This window comes from Pacificibacter sp. AS14 (genome assembly GCF_038899935.1).
Classification (GTDB): domain Bacteria; phylum Pseudomonadota; class Alphaproteobacteria; order Rhodobacterales; family Rhodobacteraceae; genus Celeribacter.
On sequence record NZ_JBBMQI010000004.1, the window covers coordinates 145,127 to 170,462 of the forward strand.

At 53.2% G+C, this 25,336-nt stretch carries 25 protein-coding genes; 22 read left to right on the plus strand and 3 right to left on the minus strand.

Annotated elements, in window-relative coordinates:
- Nucleotide 1: 1 nt before the first annotated feature.
- The 22 genes from WNY38_RS06395 (at nucleotide 2) to WNY38_RS06500 (ending at nucleotide 20,890) form a co-directional block, all read left to right on the plus strand.
- Nucleotides 2-898 carry a sulfotransferase gene (locus tag WNY38_RS06395; protein WP_342856501.1) on the plus strand — a complete coding sequence of 299 codons (897 nt, stop codon included), beginning with the start codon at nucleotides 2-4 and terminating at the stop codon, nucleotides 896-898.
- On the plus strand, nucleotides 899-2,113 hold the full coding sequence (locus tag WNY38_RS06400; protein WP_342856502.1) for an NADH-quinone oxidoreductase subunit D: 1,215 nt from the start codon (nucleotides 899-901) through the stop codon (nucleotides 2,111-2,113).
- Nucleotides 2,113-3,276 (plus strand): NADH-quinone oxidoreductase subunit E, encoded by a 1,164-nt coding sequence (locus WNY38_RS06405; protein ID WP_342856503.1) that lies wholly within the window; start codon nucleotides 2,113-2,115, stop codon nucleotides 3,274-3,276. The genes WNY38_RS06400 and WNY38_RS06405 overlap by 1 nt, the downstream gene beginning before the upstream one ends.
- A gap of 78 nt (nucleotides 3,277-3,354) precedes the next feature.
- On the plus strand, nucleotides 3,355-4,098 hold the full coding sequence (locus WNY38_RS06410; protein WP_342856504.1) for an NADH:quinone oxidoreductase: 744 nt from the start codon (nucleotides 3,355-3,357) through the stop codon (nucleotides 4,096-4,098).
- A 22-nt stretch (nucleotides 4,099-4,120) separates the two neighbouring features.
- A complete protein-coding gene (locus WNY38_RS06415; RefSeq protein ID WP_342856505.1) occupies nucleotides 4,121-4,339 on the plus strand; it encodes a DUF5337 domain-containing protein in 219 nt (72 codons plus the stop codon).
- A gap of 12 nt (nucleotides 4,340-4,351) precedes the next feature.
- The gene (gene nuoF / locus WNY38_RS06420) at nucleotides 4,352-5,650 is read left to right on the plus strand and encodes an NADH-quinone oxidoreductase subunit NuoF (protein WP_342856506.1); all 1,299 of its coding nucleotides are present in this window, start codon (nucleotides 4,352-4,354) and stop codon (nucleotides 5,648-5,650) included.
- Between the two features lie 9 nt (nucleotides 5,651-5,659).
- Nucleotides 5,660-6,178 carry a DUF3291 domain-containing protein gene (locus tag WNY38_RS06425; protein WP_342856507.1) on the plus strand — a complete coding sequence of 173 codons (519 nt, stop codon included), beginning with the start codon at nucleotides 5,660-5,662 and terminating at the stop codon, nucleotides 6,176-6,178.
- A complete protein-coding gene (locus WNY38_RS06430) occupies nucleotides 6,165-6,572 on the plus strand; it encodes a DUF5333 domain-containing protein (RefSeq protein ID WP_342856508.1) in 408 nt (135 codons plus the stop codon). The genes WNY38_RS06425 and WNY38_RS06430 overlap by 14 nt, the downstream gene beginning before the upstream one ends.
- A 141-nt stretch (nucleotides 6,573-6,713) precedes the next feature.
- On the plus strand, nucleotides 6,714-8,738 hold the full coding sequence (nuoG, locus tag WNY38_RS06435; protein WP_342856509.1) for an NADH-quinone oxidoreductase subunit NuoG: 2,025 nt from the start codon (nucleotides 6,714-6,716) through the stop codon (nucleotides 8,736-8,738).
- A gap of 83 nt (nucleotides 8,739-8,821) precedes the next feature.
- The gene (locus WNY38_RS06440) at nucleotides 8,822-9,175 is read left to right on the plus strand and encodes a hypothetical protein (protein WP_342856584.1); all 354 of its coding nucleotides are present in this window, start codon (nucleotides 8,822-8,824) and stop codon (nucleotides 9,173-9,175) included.
- 11 nt (nucleotides 9,176-9,186) lie between these two features.
- A complete protein-coding gene (gene nuoH, locus WNY38_RS06445; protein WP_342856510.1) occupies nucleotides 9,187-10,227 on the plus strand; it encodes an NADH-quinone oxidoreductase subunit NuoH in 1,041 nt (346 codons plus the stop codon).
- Between the two features lie 3 nt (nucleotides 10,228-10,230).
- Nucleotides 10,231-10,737 (plus strand): NADH-quinone oxidoreductase subunit NuoI, encoded by a 507-nt coding sequence (gene nuoI, locus WNY38_RS06450; RefSeq protein ID WP_342856511.1) that lies wholly within the window; start codon nucleotides 10,231-10,233, stop codon nucleotides 10,735-10,737.
- Nucleotides 10,734-11,132, plus strand: a complete 399-nt coding sequence (locus tag WNY38_RS06455) for a carboxymuconolactone decarboxylase family protein (protein ID WP_342856512.1) — start codon at nucleotides 10,734-10,736, stop codon at nucleotides 11,130-11,132. Before nuoI ends, WNY38_RS06455 begins: the two co-directional genes overlap by 4 nt.
- Nucleotides 11,129-11,536, plus strand: a complete 408-nt coding sequence (locus tag WNY38_RS06460; protein WP_342856513.1) for a carboxymuconolactone decarboxylase family protein — start codon at nucleotides 11,129-11,131, stop codon at nucleotides 11,534-11,536. Before WNY38_RS06455 ends, WNY38_RS06460 begins: the two co-directional genes overlap by 4 nt.
- Nucleotides 11,533-12,147, plus strand: a complete 615-nt coding sequence (locus WNY38_RS06465; protein WP_342856514.1) for an NADH-quinone oxidoreductase subunit J — start codon at nucleotides 11,533-11,535, stop codon at nucleotides 12,145-12,147. The genes WNY38_RS06460 and WNY38_RS06465 overlap by 4 nt, the downstream gene beginning before the upstream one ends.
- A 93-nt stretch (nucleotides 12,148-12,240) precedes the next feature.
- Nucleotides 12,241-12,546, plus strand: a complete 306-nt coding sequence (gene nuoK / locus WNY38_RS06470; protein WP_215945089.1) for an NADH-quinone oxidoreductase subunit NuoK — start codon at nucleotides 12,241-12,243, stop codon at nucleotides 12,544-12,546.
- A 6-nt stretch (nucleotides 12,547-12,552) separates the two neighbouring features.
- On the plus strand, nucleotides 12,553-14,724 hold the full coding sequence (nuoL, locus tag WNY38_RS06475) for an NADH-quinone oxidoreductase subunit L (RefSeq protein WP_342856515.1): 2,172 nt from the start codon (nucleotides 12,553-12,555) through the stop codon (nucleotides 14,722-14,724).
- Nucleotides 14,724-16,262, plus strand: a complete 1,539-nt coding sequence (locus tag WNY38_RS06480) for an NADH-quinone oxidoreductase subunit M (RefSeq protein WP_342856516.1) — start codon at nucleotides 14,724-14,726, stop codon at nucleotides 16,260-16,262. Before nuoL ends, WNY38_RS06480 begins: the two co-directional genes overlap by 1 nt.
- 12 nt (nucleotides 16,263-16,274) lie before the next feature.
- Nucleotides 16,275-17,711: an NADH-quinone oxidoreductase subunit NuoN gene (gene nuoN, locus WNY38_RS06485; protein WP_342856517.1), complete on the plus strand. Its 1,437-nt coding sequence runs from the start codon at nucleotides 16,275-16,277 to the stop codon at nucleotides 17,709-17,711.
- 1 nt (nucleotide 17,712) lies between these two features.
- Nucleotides 17,713-18,447, plus strand: a complete 735-nt coding sequence (locus WNY38_RS06490; RefSeq protein WP_342856585.1) for a biotin--[acetyl-CoA-carboxylase] ligase — start codon at nucleotides 17,713-17,715, stop codon at nucleotides 18,445-18,447.
- On the plus strand, nucleotides 18,447-19,226 hold the full coding sequence (locus tag WNY38_RS06495) for a type III pantothenate kinase (protein ID WP_342856518.1): 780 nt from the start codon (nucleotides 18,447-18,449) through the stop codon (nucleotides 19,224-19,226). Before WNY38_RS06490 ends, WNY38_RS06495 begins: the two co-directional genes overlap by 1 nt.
- Nucleotides 19,223-20,890 carry a ribonuclease J gene (locus tag WNY38_RS06500; protein WP_342856519.1) on the plus strand — a complete coding sequence of 556 codons (1,668 nt, stop codon included), beginning with the start codon at nucleotides 19,223-19,225 and terminating at the stop codon, nucleotides 20,888-20,890. The genes WNY38_RS06495 and WNY38_RS06500 overlap by 4 nt, the downstream gene beginning before the upstream one ends.
- A 172-nt stretch (nucleotides 20,891-21,062) precedes the next feature.
- Here WNY38_RS06500 and WNY38_RS06505 read toward each other — a convergent pair whose 3' ends face one another.
- The 3 genes from WNY38_RS06505 to WNY38_RS06515 all read right to left on the minus strand — a co-directional run bounded on the left by WNY38_RS06505 (nucleotide 21,063) and on the right by WNY38_RS06515 (nucleotide 25,281).
- Nucleotides 21,063-22,772 carry a DEAD/DEAH box helicase gene (locus WNY38_RS06505; protein ID WP_342856520.1) on the minus strand — a complete coding sequence of 570 codons (1,710 nt, stop codon included), beginning with the start codon at nucleotides 22,770-22,772 and terminating at the stop codon, nucleotides 21,063-21,065.
- Nucleotides 22,773-23,073: 301 nt separating this feature from the next.
- Nucleotides 23,074-23,520: a hypothetical protein gene (locus WNY38_RS06510; RefSeq protein ID WP_342856521.1), complete on the minus strand. Its 447-nt coding sequence runs from the start codon at nucleotides 23,518-23,520 to the stop codon at nucleotides 23,074-23,076.
- 153 nt (nucleotides 23,521-23,673) lie between these two features.
- Entirely contained in the window at nucleotides 23,674-25,281 is a 1,608-nt protein-coding gene (locus tag WNY38_RS06515; protein WP_342856522.1) for a peptide chain release factor 3, read from the minus strand.
- Nucleotides 25,282-25,336: the final 55 nt, after the last annotated feature.

A 25,336-nucleotide genomic window follows, 5' to 3' on the forward strand; every position in this document is an offset into this window, starting at 1 on the left:
TTTGACGCAGCCGACCCTCATGTTTTGTGTTGGAGCAACCAAGGCGGGAACGTCTTGGCTGTACAGCTATTTGCATGAGCGTGACGATTGTGTGCTGCAAAGCGTGAAAGAGTCCCACTTTTTCGATACGATTTCTAAACCTCGGATGAAGCCACAGATCGACCAATGGAAAGCGCAACGCGATGTGCTGCGCAAGCGTCGGGATAATGCAAAAACCGCGGGCGAAACTTCGCGTGCCCAGCGTTTGCAAACGCAGATCGATGATATATCGTCTTTGATAAAAGCTGTGCGCAAACGGGACGAGGGCATCCCTGCCTATCTTGAATACATCTATGCGGGTTCCGATGATGCGGCCTTGGTGGCCGATATCACGCCCGCTTACGCTTTGTTGGACCTCGAGCGTTTGGAACAGATGCTAGCGTTGTCTGAGGATACGAAATTCGTGTTCTTGATGCGCGATCCAGTTGATCGGTTGTGGTCCCATGTGCGCATGGTCGCCAAACGGACCACGGATACACCAGACGGGTTTGCGACCAAGTCTCGCGCTGTGCTCAAATCCGTGACACTGGAAGGCGGCCAAGACCACCTGACAACGCGCGGGGACTATCCTGCGATTGTTGCAAAACTTAAAAACGCAGTGCCCAAAGACAAATTGCATTTCGAATTTTTCGAACGCCTTTTGACAGAAAACGGCATTCGCGACCTATGTGACTTCCTTGGCATCTCTTATGTGCCTGCGAACACTGATAAGAAAGTTCATGAGGGCAAAAGCCTGAAGATGGACGATGAAATGCGAGGCTGGGCGGCCGACTTTACCGCGCCGCACTATGCCTTTGTGAAAGAAACCTTCGGTGCGCTGCCTGATCGGTGGCAATCCAATATGGCGAGGGTCAACTAGATGGATGGCAACGTGAGCGACGTACTGACGGGCGAACAAAAGATCCGCAACTTTAACATCAACTTTGGGCCACAACACCCTGCGGCGCACGGCGTTTTGCGCATGGTGTTGGAACTCGATGGCGAGATCGTGGAACGGGCTGACCCGCATATCGGTCTGTTGCATCGTGGCACTGAAAAGCTGATGGAAAGCCGCACCTATCTGCAAAACTTGCCGTATCTCGACCGCCTCGATTACGTGGCGCCGATGAACCAAGAACACGCATGGTGTATGGCGATTGAACGTCTCGCTGGTGTCGAAGTGCCGCGTCGCGCGTCGCTGATCCGCGTGCTGTTTTCTGAAATTGGTCGTGTTTTGAACCACCTCTTGAACGTCACCACACAAGCGATGGACGTGGGCGCACTCACGCCGCCGCTTTGGGGTTTTGAAGAGCGTGAAAAACTGATGATTTTCTATGAACGGGCCTCTGGCGCGCGTCTTCACGCGGCGTATTTCCGTCCCGGCGGTGTACACCAAGATCTGACGCCTAAACTGATCGATGACATCGAAAAATGGGCCATCGAGTTCCCCAAAATGATCGAAGACATTCACACGCTTTTGACCGAAAACCGGATTTTCAAACAGCGTAACGCGGATATCGGCATCATTTCCGAACAAGAAATCCTTGATTGGGGTTACTCTGGCGTGATGGTGCGTGGCTCTGGTTTGGCGTGGGATTTGCGTCGCTCGCAGCCTTACGAGCTTTACGATGAATTCGATTTCAAAATCCCCGTGGGCAAGAATGGCGATTGCTATGATCGTTACTTGTGCCGCATGGCGGAAATGGAAGAGTCCACCAAGATCATCTTGCAAGCGATCCAGAAACTGCGCGCCCCTGAGGGCCAAGGCGATATCCTCGCACGCGGCAAACTCACACCGCCAAAACGCGGTGATATGAAAACCTCGATGGAAGCCTTGATTCACCACTTTAAGCTCTACACAGAAGGCTTCAAATTGCCGGAAGGCGAAGTTTACGCCGCTGTGGAAGCGCCCAAAGGGGAATTCGGCGTCTACATGGTCTCTGACGGGACCAACAAGCCTTACCGCGCAAAACTCCGGGCTCCGGGGTTCTTGCATCTTCAATCGATGGATCACGTCGCCAAAGGCCACCAGTTGGCTGACGTTGCGGCGCTCATCGGCACCATGGATATCGTTTTTGGGGAGGTGGACCGCTAATGCTACGCCGTTTACACAGCGATCAACCCGCATCTTTTGAATTCACCCCAGCCAATCAGGCTTGGGCCGAAGCTCAGATCACGAAATACCCTGAGGGGCGTCAACAATCTGCAGTGATCCCACTGTTGTGGCGCGCGCAAGAACAGGAAAGCTGGCTGACCAAGCCTGCGATTGAACACATTGGCGACATGCTGGGCATGCCCTACATTCGCGTGCTCGAAGTCGCGACGTTTTACTTTATGTTCCAGCTGCAGCCTGTGGGCAAAGTGGCCCATATCCAAATCTGTGGGACTTTGTCGTGCATGATTTGTGGTGCCGAAGATCTGATGGCTGTGGCGCGCGAAAAGATTTCGCCAACGCCACACACTGTGTCGGCAGATGGGAAGTTTTCATGGGAAGAAGTCGAATGTCTTGGGGCCTGTTCCAACGCTCCAATGGCGCAGATCGGCAAAGACTATTACGAAGATCTTTCCGCTGAAAACTTCGGCAAACTGATCGACGATATGGCGGCAGGTAACGTGCCTTTGCCTGGTCCACAAAACGGTCGTTTTGCTGCTGAGCCTTTGTCTGGTCTGACATCCTTGTCGGATGGCGACACCGAGAAAAACCAATACAATGCCTCCGTGGCTTTAGCCGCAGACATCGGCGATACGCTTAAGCGCATCGATGGCACCGAAGTGCCTTTGTTGACGCCTTGGCTCAACGGCGGCAAGCGCACGAGTGCAAAACCACCAAAGCCTGCAGCCCCTGCGAAATCCGCTGTACAACAAGCCGCTGAAGCAAAGGCACCTGCGAAAAAAGCTGCGTCTAAAACAGCAGAGACCAAACCGGTCGCAGCGAAAGCGCCAGCTGAGACACCTGCTGCCGCAGCTGAAATTCCAGCAAGCGCACAGAAAAAACCACGCACCATGAAAGCGCCGCGCAAGGCCGGTGCTGACGATCTGAAAATGATCAAAGGTGTGGGACCAAAACTTGAACAAACGCTCAACGCTATGGGATTCTGGCACTACGATCAGGTGGCCAAATGGACGCCCGAAGAAATCGCTTGGGTCGATGAGAATCTGAATTTCAAAGGTCGCGTTGAACGCGAAGGTTGGATCGATCAGGCCACAACCCTTGCCGCTGGCGGCACTACAGAGTTCTCTAAACGCGCGAAATACTAACTTTCTACGACTGCTACAGGCACATAAGGCCATAAAAGCCACGCCTAAGTTCAACAGGGATAGTTAAGGAGTACGGCAATGAGTGAGACAACATCGGGGAAGACCCAAAAGATATGGTTGATGTCTGCCATCGCCGGAAGTGTAGCGTTTTTGGCGCTGCTCTATGCGGCTGACTATTCGACAGTTGCCTCCCTTATTGTTGGCGTTCTTGTGGCACTTTTGATTGGTATTTTGCTTTGGATCGGTTGGTTTGAGGCTCCTGAGGCGCAGACACAAATGGACGAACGCGAAGCGGCGCAAAAGGCAGCTGTCACAGCGGCTTCTGATGCGACAGCTGCAGGTATCGTGTCGACGACTGAGGTCGCGAGCGATGCTCCAGACGACGCAGAAGGTCCTGCCGAAGTCGTTGTGGCCGCTCCTGTTGCAGCTCCAAGCGCAGTGCTTGATATGGCTTCGGTGGCGTCTTCATCTAGTGTTGCAGCGTCAAGTGATGAAACGCCAGAAGTGCCGATAAAAACGAAAGCTCCTGCCAAAGCGCCAGTTGCTGTTGACGGAAAACCGCCTGTGCTGACGCAAGCGCGCGACGGCGGTGCTGACAATTTGAAACTGCTCAAAGGCGTGGGACCAAAGCTAGAGCAAGCGCTCAACGCCTTGGGCTTTTACCATTTTGATCAGGTCGCTGGCTGGCGCAAAAAAGAAATCGAATGGGTCGATGATAACCTAAAATTCAAAGGCCGTATCGAACGTGACGGCTGGGTGGCGCAAGCAAAAATTCTTGCCAAAGGTGGCGAGACTGAATTTTCAAAGCGGTCTAAAAAATAGAGCGTGTTGAAGGGATATAAATATGGCTCCTGACAAGGATGCATTGCAGGCAAAGAAAGCGCGCGTGGTCTCGCTGGTGATTGCTGGAACAATGGTTCTTTGGATCGGGGCTCAATGGATCGGCAGCAAAGTGGGTATCTCTACACGATACGCATTGTTGTTGGACCTCTTGGCGCTCGCTGCCTTTGTGTGGGCGCTTATCGTGGTGTATCAGATCTGGCGCGCGCGTCAGAAAGGCTGAAGGAATAAAGCTATGCTCAAAGATCAAGATCGGATCTTTACCAATATCTACGGGATGCATGATCGCAGCCTCAAAGGCGCTTTGGCGCGTGGACATTGGGACGGCACCGCCGGCATCATCAAAAAAGGCCGTGACTGGATTATCGATCAGATGAAAGCCTCTGGCCTGCGTGGTCGTGGGGGCGCTGGTTTCCCGACTGGCTTGAAATGGTCTTTCATGCCCAAAGAATCTGATGGTCGCCCGTCTTACTTGGTCATCAACGCGGATGAATCTGAGCCAGGCACCTGTAAAGACCGCGAGATCATGCGTCACGATCCGCACACGCTGATTGAGGGCGCGTTGATCGCCTCTTTCGCGATGCAAGCCAATGCCTGCTACATCTACCTGCGCGGCGAGTACATTCGCGAACGCGAAGCACTGCAGATGGCAATCGACGAATGCTACGATGCTGGTCTCGTAGGCAAAAACGCGTCCAAATCCGGTTGGGATTTCGACATCTATCTGCACCACGGGGCAGGGGCTTACATCTGTGGTGAAGAAACCGCATTGCTTGAATCGCTTGAAGGCAAAAAAGGCATGCCGCGGATGAAACCACCGTTCCCAGCGGGCGCAGGTCTTTACGGCTGCCCGACCACTGTGAACAACGTGGAATCTATCGCCGTGGTTCCGACCATTTTGCGTCGCGGCCCTGAGTGGTTTGCAGGCTTTGGTCGCCCAAACAACGCGGGCACAAAATTGTTCGCGATCTCTGGCCACGTCAACAACCCTTGTGTGGTCGAAGAGGCCATGTCGATCACTTTCGAAGAGCTGATTGAAAAGCATTGTGGTGGCATTCGCGGCGGCTGGGACAATCTGCAAGCTGTGATCCCCGGCGGTTCCTCTGTACCTTTGGTGCGCGGTGAGAACATGAAAGATGCGATCATGGACTTTGACTACCTGCGCGGTGAACTTGGCTCTGGCCTTGGCACGGCAGCGGTCATTGTCATGGACAAATCCACTGACATCATCAAAGCCATCCACCGCCTGTCTATGTTCTACAAACACGAGTCATGTGGTCAGTGTACCCCATGTCGTGAAGGCACTGGCTGGATGATGCGCGTGATGGATCGTCTTGTGAAAGGCGAAGCAGAGCTAGAAGAAATCGACATGCTTTGGGACGTGACCAAACAGGTTGAGGGCCACACAATCTGTGCGCTCGGCGATGCTGCGGCTTGGCCAATTCAAGGCCTGATTCGCAACTTCCGCGAAGAAATCGAAGACCGTATTAAAGCGCAAAAATCGGGCCGTATGGGCGCGATGGCAGCGGAGTAAATCACAGCAATGCAGCCCACAGGCACATATATCGCGGAACTCAACATCGGACGGCTCATTGCGCCGACCGATGATCCGCGCGTGGCTGATTTTATGGGCGCGCTGGATATGGTGAACGGCCTTGGCAAACGTATGCCAGGTTTCGTTTGGATGATGGAAGGTTCGGGGGAGCCGGGCACCGGAAACACTGAAAATGCCATTGGCGATGATCCACAATTTGTCGCCAATATGACGGTGTGGGAAGACGTCTCGTCGCTTGAGCAATTTGTTTTCAACACGGTACACAAAAAATTCTACGACCGCCGCGAGGAATGGTTCCAAATCTTGGGTGGCCAGCACTTTGTAATGTGGTACGTAAAGCAAGGGCATAAGCCCACATTGGACGAGGCGCTTGAACGTCTTGCCATACGCGAAAAACATGGGGACAGCGATTATGCCTTTGGCTGGTCGTATCTGAAAGAGGCGCAATTGCATGTCACGAAATCATGCGCGCCCAATGGTACGGAGTCCCCAAATGTACACGTTTAAAACAGTTATCCTTGCGACACTGCTGACAGTTCCCTTCGCGGGTGCAGTCTCGGCCAAAGCGCTGCGCGACGAGCCCTCAATCGATGGGCCAATGCTTGGGGTCGCAATCGCGATTGAGATTTCCGATCAATGCTCCAGCATCGATGCGCGCAAGCTCAAGGGCCTGAACTTTTTGTGGGGGCTTAAAACCGCTGCCAAAGAGCTCGGGTACTCGGACGATGACATCAAAGCCTACGTGGACAGCGATGCTGAAAAATCTCGTATGCGCGCTTTGGGCGAAGCCTATGTGCGAAACGCCGGTTTAAACCCAACCAGTGGCGCAGATTTGTGCACCCTTGGACAACAAGAAATCGCAGCGAAAAGTCTGATTGGCTCTTTGTTGCGCAACAGGTAACGAGGGGCTAAGGCCTCTTACTTAAGGTTCCCACGGTTTTTCGTGGGTGAGATCAAATTGGCGCTGTAAAAGGCGTTTTGAAATACCGAAGGTGCGGCGCATGTCGCGTGCGGCACCTTCATGAAACACAGGTGACGTGATATGGCAGATACGCGCAAACTTATCATTGACGGAAAAGAAGTCGAGGTCGATCCGGCCATGACGATCCTACAGGCTTGCGAAGTCGCAGGGGTCGAAGTGCCGCGCTTTTGCTACCATGAACGTCTTTCAATCGCAGGCAACTGCCGGATGTGTTTGGTTGAGGTCGTCGGCGGCCCACCCAAGCCCGCCGCCTCTTGCGCGATGCAGGTTAAAGATTTGCGCCCTGGTCCAGAGGGCGCGCCACCCGTCGTGAAAACCAATTCACCTATGGTGAAAAAGGCGCGCGAAGGGGTGATGGAATTCTTGCTCATCAACCACCCACTTGATTGCCCAATCTGTGACCAAGGCGGCGAATGCGATCTGCAAGACCAAGCCATGGCTTACGGCGTAGATTTCTCACGCTTCACAGAACCAAAACGCGCGACCGAAGATCTTGATCTCGGCCCGCTCGTGGCGACAACCATGACCCGCTGCATCTCTTGCACCCGCTGTGTGCGCTTCACGACTGAGGTCGCGGGCATCACGCAAATGGGTCAAACAGGGCGCGGCGAAGATTCCGAGATCACAAGCTACCTGAACGAAACATTGGTTTCGAATCTGCAAGGTAACATCATCGATCTTTGCCCTGTTGGCGCTTTGACCTCTAAGCCCTATGCCTTTACAGCGCGCCCATGGGAATTGACCAAGACCGAGACCATCGACGTTATGGACGCACTTGGGTCAAACATCCGCGTGGACACCAAAGGTCGCGAAGTGATGCGCATTTTGCCACGCAACCATGACGGCGTGAACGAAGAGTGGATTTCCGATAAAACCCGTTTCGTTTGGGACGGTCTGCGCCGCCAACGTTTGGACACACCCTACATCCGTGAAAACGGCAAGCTGCGCAAAGCCACTTGGGGCGAGGCCTTGGCCGCTGCTGCGGCTGGCATGAAGGGCAAAAAAGTTGCCGGTCTTGTGGGCGATCTTGTGTCTGTTGAGGCGGCTTTCGCGCTCAAGCAATTGGTGACCAGCCTCGATGGTAACGTTGAATGCCGCGTTGACGGTGCGAAGCTGCCTATGGGCAATCGCTCTGCCTACGTTGGCACGGCCACCATCGAAGACATCGATTCTGCGGATATGATTCAGTTGATCGGGACTAATCCTCGCGAAGAAGCGCCTGTGCTCAACGCACGCTTGCGCGCCGCTTGGGTCCGTGGTGCTGATATCGGTTTGATCGGCGAAGCTGTTGATTTGACATATGACTACGCGCATATCGGCACTGATCGTGAAGCACTTGTTGAACTGGCATCTAAAGAAATCTCTGCTGAGACCCGCGACGAGAAAAACACCCTCGTAATCGTCGGCCAAGGCGCATTGATCGAGGCTGACGGCGAAGCCGTTTTGTCCCAAGCGATGAAACTGGCTGAAAACACCGGCTCCAAATTGATGATCTTGCACACTGCTGCGTCACGCGTTGGTGCCATGGACATCGGTGCGGTGACGACGGGCGGTTTGGACGCGGCGCTTGATGGCGCGGAAGCGATCTACAACTTGGGCGCTGACGAAGTTGAAATCTCTGGCGATGCGTTCGTGGTCTACCAAGGGTCACACGGCGATCGTGGCGCACATCGCGCGGACGTGATTTTGCCAGGTGCGGCCTACACCGAAGAATCCGGTCTGTTCGTCAATACAGAAGGGCGCCCGCAACTTGCGAATCGCGCGTCATTCCCTCCAGGTGATGCGAAAGAAAACTGGGCGATTTTGCGTGCCTTGTCTGCTGAACTAGATGCCACATTGGCCTATTCAACCTTGGCGGGCTTGCGCTCTGAATTGATTGAGGTGGCCCCGCACTTTGCCGATCTGGATGTTGTGACTGAAAACGCGTGGAAATGTATTCCATTGCGCAAACCAGCCTCAGCCTCTGTGCGTTATGCTGTGAAAGACTTCTACTTGACCAACCCGATCGCACGCGCGTCGGCGTTGATGGCTGAACTGTCTGCCGCCGCAAAGGCGCGCAGCCAAGACGCATTGGCAGCCGAATAAGAATGAACGCTTTGCACACATATAAAGGCGCATCATGGCGCACTGCAAAATTCGCTCTTGGGTGTGTTTTGTCGGTCACTGTGATGGGCTGTGTGCAAGCCACTGCTGAGGTCAATCGTGCAGCAAGCGCGCCGACCTATTTGGGCGTTGAAACCCGTCTTTTAGACGGGAATTTGGTGAATTTCATCGTGTCTGTGACAGATACGACGACTGAAAACGACGTGGCGGCTTATTCAGAATGTGCCGCCGCACAATACGCGTTGATCCGTGGTTTCGGATTTGCGCGTCACTTACGAACAAATGTCTCACAAGAGGCTGGAATTTGGCGCGCGGATGCTGTTTACACCATCTCGTCAGCGCTGCCCGATGGATTGCGAACGATTGACGCTGAGGTCATCGTTTCAAACTGCCGCGAATTTAGAATACCGACGGTGTGAAGGACTACGAAATGGTCGAATTTTTCACGACAACAAATCTGGGCATTGCGCTCTTGATCCTCGGACAATGTCTGTTGGTTCTTTTGCCTTTGTTCGTTGCTCTTGCCTTCTTAATGTATGGCGATCGCAAAATCTGGGCTGCGGTCCAGATGCGCAAAGGCCCCAACGTGGTTGGTGTCTTTGGCTTGCTGCAATCTTTTGCAGACTTGTTGAAATATGTGGTCAAAGAGGTGGTTGTGCCTGCAGGGGCTGACAAATTTGTCTTCTACCTTGCACCAATGATCACCTTTGTGATGGCGACCATTGCTTGGGTGGCTATTCCTTGGAACGACGGTTGGGTGATTTCTGATCTCAACGTCGCGATCTTGTACATCTTCGCGATCTCTTCGCTTGAAGTTTACGGCGTGATCATGGGTGGCTGGGCTTCCAATTCGAAATACCCATTCCTTGGCGCTTTGCGCTCAGCGGCGCAGATGATTTCTTATGAAGTCTCAATCGGCCTGATCATCATCGGTGTGATTATCTCATCGGGTTCCATGAACTTCGGCGATATCGTTGCAGCCCAAGACGGACGCTTTGGTTTTCTTTCGTGGTACTGGGTTCCGCATTTCCCGATGGTTGTGTTGTTCTTTGTCTCTGCCTTGGCTGAAACAAACCGCCCCCCATTCGATTTGCCCGAAGCTGAATCTGAATTGGTGGCTGGCTACCAAGTGGAATACTCCTCCACGCCGTTCCTTTTGTTCATGATGGGCGAATTGATGGCCGTGGTGTTGATGTGTGCACTGATCACGCTGATGTTCTTCGGCGGTTGGTTGTCACCCGTTCCAGGCATTCCTGACGGCATCTTCTGGATGATCCTCAAGATGGGCTTCTTCTTCTTTATCTTCTCGATGGTCAAAGCGATCACACCGCGCTACCGCTATGACCAATTGATGCGCATCGGTTGGAAAGTTTTCTTGCCGCTGTCACTCGGTTGGGTCGTTTTGGTGGCATTCTTTGCACAATTTGGCGCTTTTGGCGGGGCCTATGCCCGCTGGGCGATTGGAGGCTAGATCATGGCTCAGGCAAAATCAGACTTCGACTACACCCGCGCAGTCAAATACTTCTTGATGACAGATGTCATCGCCGGTTTCCGGATCGGTTTGCGGTATTTCTTTAGCCCGAAGGCGACGATCAACTACCCGCATGAAAAGGGGCCTTTGTCGCCTCGGTTCCGCGGTGAGCACGCTTTGCGTCGTTACCCAAATGGCGAAGAACGCTGCATCGCGTGTAAATTATGTGAGGCCGTGTGTCCCGCACAAGCGATCACCATCGACGCGGAACCCCGCGATGACGGTTCACGCCGCACAACGCGTTACGACATCGATATGACGAAATGCATCTACTGTGGGTTCTGCCAAGAAGCCTGCCCTGTGGATGCTATCGTCGAAGGCCCGAACTTTGAATTCGCAACGGAAACCCGTGAAGAGTTGTTCTACGACAAGGACAAGCTTTTGGACAACGGCGCCCGTTGGGAAGCTGAAATCGCTCGCAATCTTGAATTGGACGCCCCTTACCGATGACTACTGTGTCGCCAGTTTCTGATGCCTACGCCAAAGGCAAAGCGTTCACCGAGGCCACAAACCCCGGTATGGAAGATGCTTTGTCCAATCGTTATGGCGCGGTCTTGCCGGGTCTTGCGCGTGACTTGGTGGAATTGAACGGTCGTATTTATCCACGTGGTGTTTTGGATAACAAGACACGGGAACTTTTGACAATTTCAGCACTGACAGCGCTGGGAGGACAAACTAAACCTCAGTTGAAAATCCACGTCGCAGCAGCCCGCAAACTTGGCCTGTCGCAACAGGAAATTTCTGAAGCTATCTATCAAATGTCGCTCTACGGAGGCATGCCTGCAATGTTCAACGCGTTGAACGCCGCTATGGAAGTCTTTGCAGCAGAAGAGGAAACATCATGAATGATTTCACGAAATACCTTGAGCAGATGATGGAGCAGGGCACCAAAATGGCTGCGTCGTTCAATCCTGCGCTTGAAACATTTCAGATGCCTGATTTTTCCAAACTGATGCCAACGATGACCGCAGAGCAGATGGAAATCTTCTGGGGAAACGGGTTCAACAAAGATGGCTTGGATGCCAAAACACGGTTTTTGGTGATCCTTGCAGGTCAAACAGTTTTGGGGGCTCAAGCTGAAGAGCCCTTTAAGGTCACGGTCCGTCACGCACTTGAGGCGGGGGCCACACAACAACAGATCGCGCAAACGATCTATCAAATGTCGATGCTGGGCGGTTTGCCCGCAATGTCAAAGGCGCTTGGCTTGGCAACTCAAGTCTTCGCCGAAAAGCAGGAGGACAGTGCATGACTGTCGCGGATTACGCATTTTACCTTTTCGCCATTCTTTTGGTGGCGTCGGGTCTGTTCACAGTGGTGGCACGCAACCCCGTCCACTCTGTGCTCTGGCTCATTTTGACCTTTTTGTCGGCATCTGGTCTTTTCGTGCTTTTGGGCGCGGAATTTGTCGCGATGCTGCTTATCATTGTCTATGTGGGCGCTGTGATGGTGCTTTTCCTCTTTGTGGTGATGATGCTGGATGTCGACTTTGCGCAATTACGCGGTGGCATGGCCAAGTTCATGCCTTTCGCGGTGATGATCGGGGTTGTTGTGTTGGTTCAGATGGGGGCAGCTTTTGGCAATTGGCATGTGGCCGAGGGTTCAGATGCGCTGCGCATGGCTGTTACTCCGGACGCAGGCGAGATTCACAATACGGCTGCTTTGGGCATGTTGATGTATGATGATTTCTTGATGCTGTTTCAACTTGCCGGCTTGATCCTTTTGACCGCCATGATTGGCGCGATTGTTTTGACACTGCGTCACAACCCGAACGTCAAACGTCAAAACGTCATCGCCCAAATGCACCGCGACCCAGCCAAAGCGATGGAGCTTAAAGACGTCAAATCAGGGCAGGGGCTTTAAGCCTTTTCCCGCACGCATAACACCAATGGGCAGTTTTCTGCCCTGAACTGAAAAGCCGCCAAAAAGGCGCGAGACAAAGAACTGAGGGACGACATGGTCGGACTTGAACATTACCTAGCAGTCGCAGGAGCGCTGTTTGTCATCGGGATTTTCGGTCTCTTTTTGAACCGGAAAAACGTGATCATCATTTTGATGTCCGTTGAATTGATCCTGTTGTCAGTCAACATTAATCTCGTGGCCTTTTCGTCCTTTGCGGGCGATTTGGTGGGACAGATTTTCACCATGCTGGTTCTCACAGTCGCCGCCGCCGAGGCCGCGATTGGTTTGGCTATTTTGGTCGGCTTCTTCCGCAACCGTGGCACGATTGATGTTGAAGACATCAACGTGATGAAAGGGTAAGCTCACATGGCTCAGATTATTCTCTTTGCCCCGTTGTTGGGCGCACTTTTGGCCGGTTTCGGCTGGCGCATTATTGGCGAACGCAACGCGCAGTACCTGACCACAGGACTGTTGATGTTGGCGGCCTTTTTGTCTTGGATCGTGTTCTTGACGTTTGACGGTCAAGTGCAGCACATCGAATTGTTCCGTTGGATCGAAAGTGGCGAATTGTCGACGACTTGGGGCATCCGCCTTGATCGTTTGACTGCGATTATGTTCATTGTGATCAACACTGTTTCGGCTTTGGTTCACCTCTATTCTTTCGGCTACATGGCGCATGACGAGAACTTCTCGGACGCGGAACCTTACCGCGCGCGTTTCTTTGCTTACTTGTCGTTCTTTACCTTCTCCATGCTGATGCTGGTGACCTCTGACAACTTGGTTCAGATGTTCTTTGGTTGGGAAGGCGTCGGCGTTGCCTCATACTTGTTGATTGGCTTCTACTTTAAGAAACCATCAGCGGGTGCGGCGGCGATGAAAGCATTTATCGTCAACCGTGTTGGCGACTTTGGTTTCGCGCTGGGTATCTTTGGCTTGTTCTACTTGACTGGTTCTATTGATCTGGACGTTGTGTTTGCGAAAGCGCCTGAACTGGCGAACACGCAATTACATTTCTTGTGGACAGAGTGGAACGCAGCGAACTTGTTGGCCTTCTTGTTGTTCGTGGGTGCCATGGGTAAATCAGCGCAGTTGTTCTTGCACACATGGTTGCCAGACGCGATGGAAGGACCGACACCTGTGTCTGCCTTGATCCACGCGGCGACCATGGTGACCGCGGGTGTCTTCTTGGTGACACGTATGTCGCCCTTGTTCGAATACGCGCCACAAGCACAGACATTCATCGTCTACATCGGCGCATCAACGGCGTTCTTTGCGGCGACTGTTGGCTTGGTCCAAAACGACATCAAACGCGTTATCGCATACTCTACCTGTTCGCAGCTTGGTTACATGTTTGTGGCTGTCGGTGTGGGCGCCTACGGTCCAGCGATGTTCCACCTTTTGACGCACGCTTTCTTTAAGGCGATGTTGTTCTTGGGCGCGGGTTCAGTGATCCACGCGATGCACCACGAACAAGACATGCGCAACTACGGCGGTCTGCGCAAAAAAATCCCCGCAACTTACTGGGCCATGATGGTCGGTACTTTGGCGATCACTGGCGTAGGTATTCCGTTCACACACCTCGGGTTCGCGGGCTTCTTCTCAAAAGATGCCATCATTGAAAGCGCTTATGCGTCTGGCATTGGCTACGCCTTTTGGATGCTGGTGATCGCGGCGTTGTTCACGTCTTTTTACTCTTGGCGTTTGATTTTCTTGACCTTCTATGGCAAGGCACGCGGCGACAAGCATACGCACGACCACGCGCATGAAAGCCCGAAAGTGATGTTGATCCCACTGGGTGTTCTGGCACTCGGAGCGATTTTCTCTGGCATGGTTTGGTACGGTTCGTTCTTTGGCGATCACGACAAGCATAACGCGTTCTTTGGCATTCCTGCACATCACGCGGCAGCCGAAGGTGAACACGGCGATGAAGTTGCTCATGGCGAAGCCGCAGACACACATGCGACGACAGATCACGCCGCAGCCGACGATCACGCAACACCGGCAGATACGCACGCGACTGAAATGGCAGCAGATGATCACGGCATGGCCGCGGATCACGGAGCTGACATGATGGTGCATGAGGCACCAGTGGGCGCGATATTTATCGCGGCGGACAACACCATCTTGGACGATGCACACCATGTGCCGGCTTGGGTGAAATTGTCACCGTTCATCGCGATGCTGATTGGCTTTGTGACAGCTTGGCTTTTCTACATCAGAAAACCTGATCTGCCGCGCCGTTTGGCCGAAGATCAGCAGCCTTTGTATCAGTTCTTGTTGAACAAATGGTACTTTGACGAGCTGTACACTGCGATCTTTATCAAACCAGCTTTGGGCTTGGGCCGCTTCTTGTGGCAGCGTGGCGATGTGAAAACCATCGACGGCGCGATCAATGGTCTTGCTCTTGGCATCGTGCCCTTCTTCACACGGCTTGCGGGTCGTATGCAGTCTGGCTTTATCTTTACTTATGCATTCGCGATGGTTCTGGGGATCGTAGTTTTGATCACCTGGATGTCGATCGGCGGAGGGGCTCACTAATGGATTACGTCCTGTCCTTTATCATCTTTCTGCCGGCTGTAGCGGCTTTGGTTCTCGCGCTGTTCTTGCGCGGAGACGATGAAATTGCGCAGCTAAACGCAAAACGGCTTGCGCTGTTCGCGACGGTGATCACCTTTTTGATCTCGCTGTTTGTGATCGCTCAGTTTGACGCCTCAGACACTGGCTTCCAAATGGTCGAACAGGCCGAATGGATCATGGGTCTGCAGTACAAAATGGGCGTTGACGGGATTTCGGTCCTGTTCGTGATGCTCACAACCTTCCTCATGCCGCTAGTGATTTGGTCGACATGGGACATGAAGGTGCGTGTTAAAGAATACATGATCGCTTTCTTGCTGTTGGAAACTTTGATGCTCGGCGTGTTCTGTGCGCTTGATCTCATGTTATTCTATGTCTTCTTTGAAGCTGGTCTGATCCCGATGTTCTTGATCATCGGCATTTGGGGCGGGGCGAACCGCATCTATGCGTCGTTCAAGTTCTTCCTCTACACCTTCATCGGATCCGTTCTCATGTTGGTCGCGATGATTGCCATGTACATGGACGCAGGCACCACTGATATCGTGGCCTTGATGGCGCATGAATTCTCGACTGACACATTCTCAATCTTGGGTGTGCAAGTGGTTGGCGGCATGCAGATGCTCGCGTTCCTTGCTTTCTTCGCCTCCTTCGCGGTGAAAATGCCAATGTGGCCGGTGCACACCTGGTTGCCAGACGCGCACGTTCAAGCGCCGACAGCGGGCTCGGTTGTTCTGGCTGCGATCTTGTTGAAAATGGGCGGCTACGGTTTCTTGCGCTTCTCGATCCCGATGTTCCCTGTTGCCTCGCACATGATGGCTGATGTTATTCTATGGATGTCTGCGATTGCGATCGTCTACACATCCTTGGTGGCTTTGGTGCAAAGCGATATGAAAAAGCTCATCGCTTATTCATCTGTCGCGCACATGGGGTACGTGACCGCTGGTATTTTCTCGCTTAACCAACAAGGTGTTGATGGCGCGATCTTCCAAATGATCTCACACGGGTTCATTTCTGGCGCGCTCTTCTTGAGTGTTGGCGTGATCTACGACCGTATGCACACACGCGAAATCGACGCCTATGGTGGTCTTGTGAACCGGATGCCAGCCTATGCGCTTGTGTTTATGTTCTTCACCATGGCCAACGTTGGTCTGCCGGGCACCTCTGGTTTCGTTGGCGAATTCTTGACGCTGATGGGCATGTTCCAAGCCAACACTTGGGTCGCTATGATCGCCACAACGGGTGTGATTTTCTCAGCTGCTTACGCTTTGTGGCTCTACCGCCGCGTTGTGATGGGCGAGCTGATCAAAGAAAGCCTCAAGACCATCAAAGATCTGACACCACGCGAGAAATGGATCATTGCACCGCTGGTTGCCATGACCTTGCTCTTGGGTATCTACCCGTCTTTGGTCACAGACATCATTGGGCCCTCAGTCGAGGTGCTCTTGCACAACTATAACGCTGCTTTGCCGACAGAAACTGTCGCCGCAGCCGTAACCCACTAAGGAGCCGCGATCATGACTTCAGCTGATTTTTCGATCGTCCTTCCAGAGTTCCTTCTGGCCGTCTATAGCCTCGCAGCATTGTTGTTTGCAGTCTACACGGGCAAAGATAAGGTCGCTGGCCTGATCACTTGGACCACGGCGGGTGCCTTTTTTGTGGCGGCTGTGATCTTAGCCACACGCCCTGCGGGCGCGCATGAGGCCTTCAACGGCATGTTTATCGATGATGCTTTCGCGCGCTTTGCGAAAGTGGGCATCTTGCTGGCTGGCGCGACTGTCTTGGTGATGTCGCAAGACTACATGAAAAAGCACGATATGCTTAAGTTCGAGTACCCTATCATCGTGGCTCTCTCCACCATCGGTATGATGGTGATGGTCTCAGCTGGCGATTTGATGGCGCTCTACATGGGCTTGGAATTGATGTCCTTGGCGCTTTACGTCATCGCCTCGTTCCGTCGCGACTCTGTGCGCTCATCCGAGGCTGGTTTGAAGTACTTCGTGCTTGGCTCTTTGTCCTCTGGTTTGCTCTTGTACGGTGCCTCTTTGACTTACGGTTTCGCGGGCACAACAAACTTCGCTGGCATCTTGTCCGTCGTGAAAGACGGCGCTCCTTTGGGTGTGCTCTTTGGCCTTGTGTTCATGATCACAGGCATGGCGTTCAAAGTCTCTGCCGTGCCCTTTCACATGTGGACGCCTGACGTTTACGAGGGCGCACCAACACCAGTGACAGCCTTCTTCGCCACAGCCCCAAAATTGGCGGCTATGGCCTTGTTCGCACGTGTCTTACATGACGCCTTCGGTGGGATTTCAAGCGATTGGTCACAAGTCGTTGCTTTGATCGCTGTCGCGTCCATGTTCCTTGGCGCGATTGCTGGTATCGGCCAAACAGATATCAAACGTTTGATGGCTTACTCTTCTATCTCTCACATGGGCTTTGCTTTGATTGGCGTCGCTTCCGGCACCGTTGGTGGTGTGCAAGCTGCATTGATCTACATGGCGATCTACGTCGTGATGAACATCGGCACGTTCGCTTTCATCATGACCATGGAACGCGATGGCAAACCGGTCACCGAAATCAAAGCGCTCAACCGTTACTGGCAGGTCAACCCGACAAAGGCCTTGGCTGTTTTGTTCATGATGTTCTCCATGGCTGGCGTGCCACCAATGGTTGGCTTCTTTGGTAAGTTGGCCGTGTTGCAAGCCGCCGTGGAAGCAAACATGACATGGTTGGCCACGGCCGGCGTGATCGCATCTGTTATTGGCGCGTTTTACTACCTGCGCGTGGTTTACTACATGTTCTTCGGCTCCGAAGTTGAACCGCTCGACAACACCAAAGGTGGCGTCGCCAACGCGGTTGTTTTGGTCGTCGGCTTGGTCATGTTGGTGGGTATCATCAACTTGTTCGGCGTAGACACAATGGCGATGACAGCGGCCGAGGCCCTTGTCCGCTAGTTTGAACATCTGGCCGACTGGGGTAGGGCGCGTTGTCTTGCCGCAAACGGACAGCACAATGAAGGAGGCCGCGCGCGTCGCGGCCTCCTCGTCGTTTCCGCAATGGATTTTGACGCTCGATCAAACCTCAGGTCATGGCCGTCGTGGTCGGCCTTGGACCATGCCCGCTGGCAACTTTGCCGCCACGCTTTTGATGTTTCCTGATGAACCAGCAAGCAAGATCGCTTTGCGGTCTTTTGTGGCCTCACTGGCCTTGTTTGACGCTGTCGCCGCCGTGACAGGTCGCCCAGATATGCTGGCGCTCAAATGGCCGAACGATGTCTTGCTCAATGGTGGAAAATTTGCGGGCATTCTTTTGGAACGTGGTGCCAATCATTTGTCTATCGGTATAGGCGCCAACTTGGCCGCCACGCCGGATACCGCACTCGTTGAACCCAGCCCGTTCCCGCCAGTGTCTATGGCGCATGAAACCAGTGCGCTGGTCACGCCTGAAGAATTTTTGGATGTTCTGGCCCCAGCCTATGCCAACTGGGAACATCAGTTCACCACCTATGGGTTCGAACCGATCCGCACGGCATGGCTTTCGCACGCTGCCAGACTTGGTGAACCGATCCGAGCGCGCACGACCCTAGACGAACATCACGGCACGTTTGAAGATGTGGATGCGCAGGGCAATCTTGTGTTGCGCCAGTCGTCCGGCGCGCTGTCCATTCCCGCAGCTGAGGTCTTTTTCTAATGCTTCTTTGTATCGACACAGGCAACACGAACACAGTGTTTTCCATTTGGGACGGCACTGAATTTATCGCCACGTGGCGCACATCTACGGAAACCCAGCGCACGGCAGATCAGTATTACGTCTGGCTGTCGACCTTGATGAATTTCCAAAAAATCGAGGCTAATATCACCGAGGTGATTATTTCGTCAACTGTGCCACGTGTGGTGTTCAACCTGCGTGTCTTTGCCAATCGCTATTTCGATTGCAGGCCCTTGGTGGTCGGCAAACCTGAATGTCTTTTGCCGATCGACTCGCGCGTTGATGCGGGCACGACGGTTGGCCCTGATCGCTTGGTCAATACGGCTGCGGCGTTTGATAAATTTGGCGGTGATCTGATCGTGGTCGATTTTGGCACGGCCACCACATTTGATGTGGTCGCCCATGATGGCGCTTACGTCGGTGGGGTCATTTCGCCTGGTGTGAACACATCCTTGGAAAGTCTGCACCTCAAAGCCGCGGCCTTGCCCCATGTTGACGTGACCATGCCCGAACGGGTGATCGGCACCAATACGGTTGCTTGTATGCAATCTGGCGTGTTTTGGGGCTATGTTGGCCTTGTGCGCGAGACCTGTAACCGTATCAAAGACGAATATGGTCACCCTATGCAGGTGATTGCCACCGGCGGGCTTGCGCCGCTCTTCAATCAGGGCCACAAGCTCTTTGATGAATTCGATGAATTCCTAACCATTCATGGCCTCGTGGTCATCCACAATTATAATAAGGACCAAGGCACATTATGAGCACCAATCGTCTTTTGTACCTGCCGCTTGGCGGCGCTGGCGAAATCGGCATGAACTGCTATGTCTACGGTTACGGCCCCGTTGGCAAAGAGCGTTTTATCGTTGTCGATCTTGGCGTGACATTCCCAGATATGGATGGCACCCCTGGCGTCGATCTGATTTTCGCGGATATCGCATGGCTTGAAGAGCGTAAAGAGCGTATTGACGCCATCTACATCACCCACGCGCACGAAGATCACGTGGGCGCTGTTGGCCATCTTTGGCCACGCCTTGGCGCGCCGATCTATGCACGTAAATTCACAGCACATCTGGCACGCCTCAAGTTTGAAGAGCACGGTCACGACGAGCTGCAAATCAAAACTGTTGGCGCTTGGCCTGAGCAAACTCAGACCGGTCCATTCAACGTTGGTTTCTTGCCTGTGTCGCATTCGATCCCTGAAAGCTCTGCTTTGGTCATCGACACACCAGAGGGCCGCATCATCCACACAGGCGATTTCAAAGTGGATCGTACACCGCTTGTGGGCGAAGCCTTTGACGACGATCTGTGGGCCGATGTGTCCAAAGACGGTGTAATCGCGCTTGTGTGCGATTCCACCAACGTGTTCAGCCCAAATGCTGGCCGGTCCGAGATCGAAGTCGTCGAGCCCCTGACGCAGTTGATGAAAGATCTACCTGGTCTGGTTGCCGCCACCACCTTTGCCTCAAACGTCGCACGTGTGAAAACACTGGCGGATGCGGGCACCAAAGCGGGGCGCTCTGTGGTGTTGATGGGCCGCGCGATGCGCCGCATGATCACAGCGGGTATCGAGACAGGCATCATCACCGATTTTCCGCCCACTTTGTCACCAGACAAAGCCTTTGACGTGCCACGCGAGAACCTGCTTTTGTTGACCACTGGGTCGCAAGGCGAACGTCGCGCAGCCACGGCACAGTTGTCACGCGGCAAATACCTTGGCATGAAATTGAACGAGGGCGATACTGTTATCTTCTCGTCCAAAACCATTCCGGGCAATGAAAATTCTGTCAGCCGTATCGTCAACTCATTTTCTGAAATGGGTGTGGATGTTGTGACGGACGCAGACGGGCTTTACCACGTTTCTGGCCACGCCAATCGCCCTGACATCGCGCATGTGCATAATGTTGTGAAGCCGAACTTGGTCATCCCAATGCACGGTGAGCACCGTCACTTGCGCGCTCACGCGAAACTCGCTGAAGAAAACGGCTACAAGTCTATCATCGCGCCGAATGGCACTGGTGTGAACCTTGCTGGCGGTCAGGTGAAAGTCGTGGAATTCGTAGAAACAGGCCGCACCTACTTGGACGGCTCAGTGCATATCGGCGCTATGGATGGTGTCGTGCGCGACCGTATCCGTATGGCGCTCAACGGCATGGTTGTCTCAACCGTGATCATCGAAGACGACGCGCCTTTGGGAGAATGTTGGTGTGAAATCAAAGGCCTGCCAGAAACAGGCCGTTCCAAAGCGCCGCTTGTGGATGTTTTGGAAGAAGACCTCAACCAGTTCCTTATGCGCGCCAATAAGAAAACGTTGAGCGATGATGACAAACTCGAAGAAGAAATGCGTCGCATCATTCGCCGGTCTACGCAACAAGAGGTCGGCAAAAAGCCCGAAGTCCAAGTGGTGATTTCGCGTTTGTCCAACTGATGTAAATCGGTTCGCCGCATGACAATTTGACAAGGGCTGACAGAGAAATCTGTCAGTCCTTTTTATTTGTATCGTTTGTGACCTATGGCGCACTTTTTGACCGATAAGCCAAAAGAAAACCCCGTACCAACTAAGGTTCGGGGTTTTTCAATTCTATATTTTTTACAACAGTCTAGCTGGTGAAGCGATCTTCAAAGCTCAACGCAATAAAGGTTGGCAAGTGATCGCCCAGGCCTACAATTGTGTTTTTCTCTTCACGGCCATAGCGACTGCGACCACGTCCACCATTTGAGTTACGATCGTTGGTATTGCGATCATAATGACCACGGTCGTGGTTTGATCGTTCCTGAGTACTATTGCGATCATTCGAGCCGCGTTCGCTTGCAGTAGTGCGGTCGTTGGTCGTGTGCTCGTTTGAGCGACCTCCACGGCTGCGATTTGACGAGTGCTGTTCGGCATGATCTTCAGCTACAGGCGCGGCCTCAACTTGGGCAGGGGCTGCTTTTGCTACAGCTTCAACAGCAACAGGTGTCTCAACGGCTGCGACTTCTGCCACTCTGTCAGCAGCAGGTTTGCGGCGTGACCGTGTGCGTGTGCGCTTTGGCTTGTCAGCAGGTGCGTCACCTGTGGCGATAACGGCGTCTTGTGACGCCTCCGCGGCAGGTGCGTTAGCTTTCGTTTCAGTCTTGGCCACATCTGCTTTCGCAGGTGTTGCCGCTTCATCAACAGGATTGCCAAACGGATTGTCGAGGCGTGGGATTTTATTGCCCAAAAGGTTCTCAACAGCGTCAAAGTTTTTCTCGTCACGCGGTTCGCACAGCATGATCGCCTTGCCGTCACGACCTGCACGACCGGTGCGACCAATACGGTGCACATAGTCTTCAGGGTGGCCAGGCACGTCAAAGTTGAACACGTGGGTCACAGATGGCACATCAAGTCCGCGTGCTGCCACATCAGAGGCCACAAGGATTTTGATCTCGCCATTGCGGAACCGCTCAAGGGTTGAGTTGCGCTGGGATTGATCCAAATCGCCGTGGATTGGCGCTGTGTCAAAACCGTATTTTTGCATCGACTTGGACACGATATCCACATCGGCTTTTCGGTTGCAAAAGATGATCGCGTTATCAAGCGTTTCGCCTTCATTCTCGATCAACGCGCGCAAAAGTTTACGCTTTTCGGTTGCTGTGCGATCACGGCGAGAGCCCTTGAGCATCACAACATGCTGTTCGATTTGCTCAGAGGCTGACGCCTGACGCGCGATTTCAATCCGTGCCGGTGCCGACAGGAATGTGTTCGTGATTCGCTCAATTTCAGGTGCCATAGTGGCCGAGAAGAACAACGTTTGACGCGTGAATGGTGTCAGACCAAAGATGCGTTCGATGTCAGGGATGAACCCCATATCGAGCATACGATCGGCTTCGTCCACAACCATGATTTTTACATCTGTCAAAATCAATTTGCCACGTTCAAAATGGTCGAGCAGACGGCCTGGTGTGGCAATCAAAACGTCGACGCCTTTGTCGATCAGGCGATCTTGTTCTTTGAACGACACGCCACCGATCAACAAGGCTTTGGTCAGCTTGTGATATTTGGTGTAAGTGTCAAAGTTTTCAGCAACTTGCGCGGCCAATTCGCGTGTTGGGCACAACACCAAGGAGCGGGGCATACGGGCGCGCGCGCGTCCTCGTGCAAGGCGTGTTATCATCGGCAAAGTGAAAGAGGCCGTTTTGCCAGTCCCCGTTTGCGCGATGCCCAAGACATCTTTGCCCTCAAGCGCAGGAGGAATCGCACCCGCTTGAATTGGTGTCGGCTCGGTATAGCCGGCATCTTCAATCGCTTTGAGAACCTTTTTATCAAGGTTTAGATCAGTGAATTTTATCATGTATATCCGTGTTCTCACGGACATATCAAAGCCCGCGGCGTCAAGCGGGGTCGCCGGCCTGATGGCCACCTCGCGCATCGAGGCCCCTAAATCGTGGCCTTCTCTACTCCGATATGGGGCAGAGGTCAATCAAACCCTAGTGATGTGGTCGTGACATGCCGCCATATCGCATGAATTGAACGGGTCATCAGATCAGTATCGCTGAAATAGTGTCTTTGGTGTCGGTTTTCTGCAATGATATTAGGCGAAACACCAAAGCTCTAGGGAACGTGAAACAGGACGCGGTTAGGGCTTAAAACACTTAAAGATCAATACGCACCGCATTTTCCAGTACAGCGCTTTGCCATGTGGTTGTGTCTGTCACGGCTGACAATTTTCCACGCAAAGTGATCCGTGCGCCGTCTTCAAAGTTTGCGAGGGGCTGTGCCAGTGTCACTTGCAAAGATGTGCCATGATCTGGGCTTCCACACAGCGGGCAGGTGCCCATGTCTGAGACCAAAATGAGCTCGCGGATCAAGTTGCCCGGCGTCAAAGGCATCGCGTATCCGGTGATCGTGAGCTCCTCAATCCCATCTTCAAGCTGCTTGGGAAAAGACTTTTTCACCTCATAGCTGTTGTCTGTAACAACCTCGTTGATATCAACTTCACCCAGTAAAGCCCAAACGTCAGTCTGCGCAAACGCAGGCAGCGTTACGGCCGTGGTGGCGCCAAAAACAGCAGAGAAAACCGAAACAGGTAGGATGCGCATGAGAGAGCCTTTCAAGACTGTATTTACCGATTTGAGGGGAAGTTGATGAAATTTTTCGTCGGCGTCCAGATAGAAATCAGACTCGCCCCAAAAATGAGCGGGTCTTTGCTATATTTAGAGATAGCAACGAGGGTTTCTGCGCAACAAAGCACGTTAAACCATGAGCTCGCGTGTCGAGGACAGTGTCAAATCTGGGTAGTCGCGCTCAACCCGATCGATGTCCCATTGCAGACGGGTCATGTAAACGATGTCGCCGTTGTGGTCATGCGAGATATGCTGCTGGTTGACGCTGACAAAGGCATCGACCTTGGCCTTAGGTCCCGTGACCCAGCGCGCAGAAGTGAACTGCGACTGGCCAAAGCTTACCGGCAGGCCGTATTCCAACTCGATGCGTGAGGCGAGAACTTCGAACTGCAAAGCCCCCACAACGCCAACGATAAAGCCAGAACCAATAGCAGGTTTGAACACCTTGGCAGCGCCTTCTTCGGCGAATTGCATCAGCGCTTTCTCAAGGTGCTTGGACTTCATCGGATCGCCTGAACGCACGGACTGAAGCAGCTCTGGCGCAAACGAAGGAATACCTGTGACGCGGATGTCTTCGCCTTCGGTCAATGTGTCGCCGATGCGCAGTTGGCCGTGGTTGGGAATGCCGATGATGTCGCCGGCCCAAGCTTCTTCCGCCAATTCGCGATCTGAGGCCAAGAACAGCACGGGGTTCGAGATCGCCATAGGCTTTTTCGAGCGTACATGAGTGAGTTTCATTCCACGCTTGAAATGCCCTGAGGCCAAGCGCACAAACGCCACACGGTCGCGGTGCTTGGGGTCCATATTGGCTTGCACTTTAAAAACAAAGCCCATGACCTTTTTCTCGTCTGGCGAAATAGAGCGTGGTTGTGCTGTTTGCACTTGGGGCACAGGGCCGTAATCGCCCATGCCGTCCATCAATTCTTTCACCCCAAAGGAATTGATCGCAGAGCCGAACCAAATCGGCGTCATAGACCCTTCTAGGAAGGCCTCGCGGTCAAATTCTGGCAGCAATTCACGTGCCATTTCCAACTCTTCTTTGAGCTGTTCCAGCAATTCGGCGGGCACGTGTTCGGCAAGCTTTGGATCATTTAATCCGTTGATTTTTACGCTTTCAGACACTTTGTTACGGTCGGCGCGGTCCATCAATTCTAGGCGGTCATTCAAGATGTCGTAACAGCCAATAAACTCGCGACCAACGCCAATAGGCCAAGAGGCTGGCGTCACATCAATCGCCAGATTTTCTTGAATTTCGTCAATAATTTCAAATGTATCACGGCTTTCACGGTCCATCTTGTTACAAAATGTCAAGATCGGTAAATCGCGCATCCGGCAGACTTCGAACAGTTTTTGCGTTTGGCTTTCAACACCTTTAGCCCCGTCAATCACCATGATCGCGGCGTCCACGGCTGTGAGCGTGCGGTAGGTGTCTTCCGAGAAATCCGAGTGACCGGGCGTGTCGACAAGATTGAAGCGGTAATGGCCAAAATCAAACGACATGGCAGAAGCCGACACGGAAATCCCGCGGTCTTTTTCCATCTGCATAAAGTCGGAACGCGTGCGCCGCGCTTCGCCTTTGGCACGCACCTGACCCGCCATCTGAATCGCCCCGCCGTAGAGAAGGAATTTCTCTGTCAGTGTGGTTTTCCCAGCGTCAGGGTGCGAAATGATCGCAAAAGTGCGCCGACGCGCGATTTCGTCGGGCAGATCAAGGGCGGTATGTGATGCGTTTGACATGGGGCTGTCTATAGCTGCGCGGCGTGGGGCGGGCAACTGCGAAGACGCAGTGGCG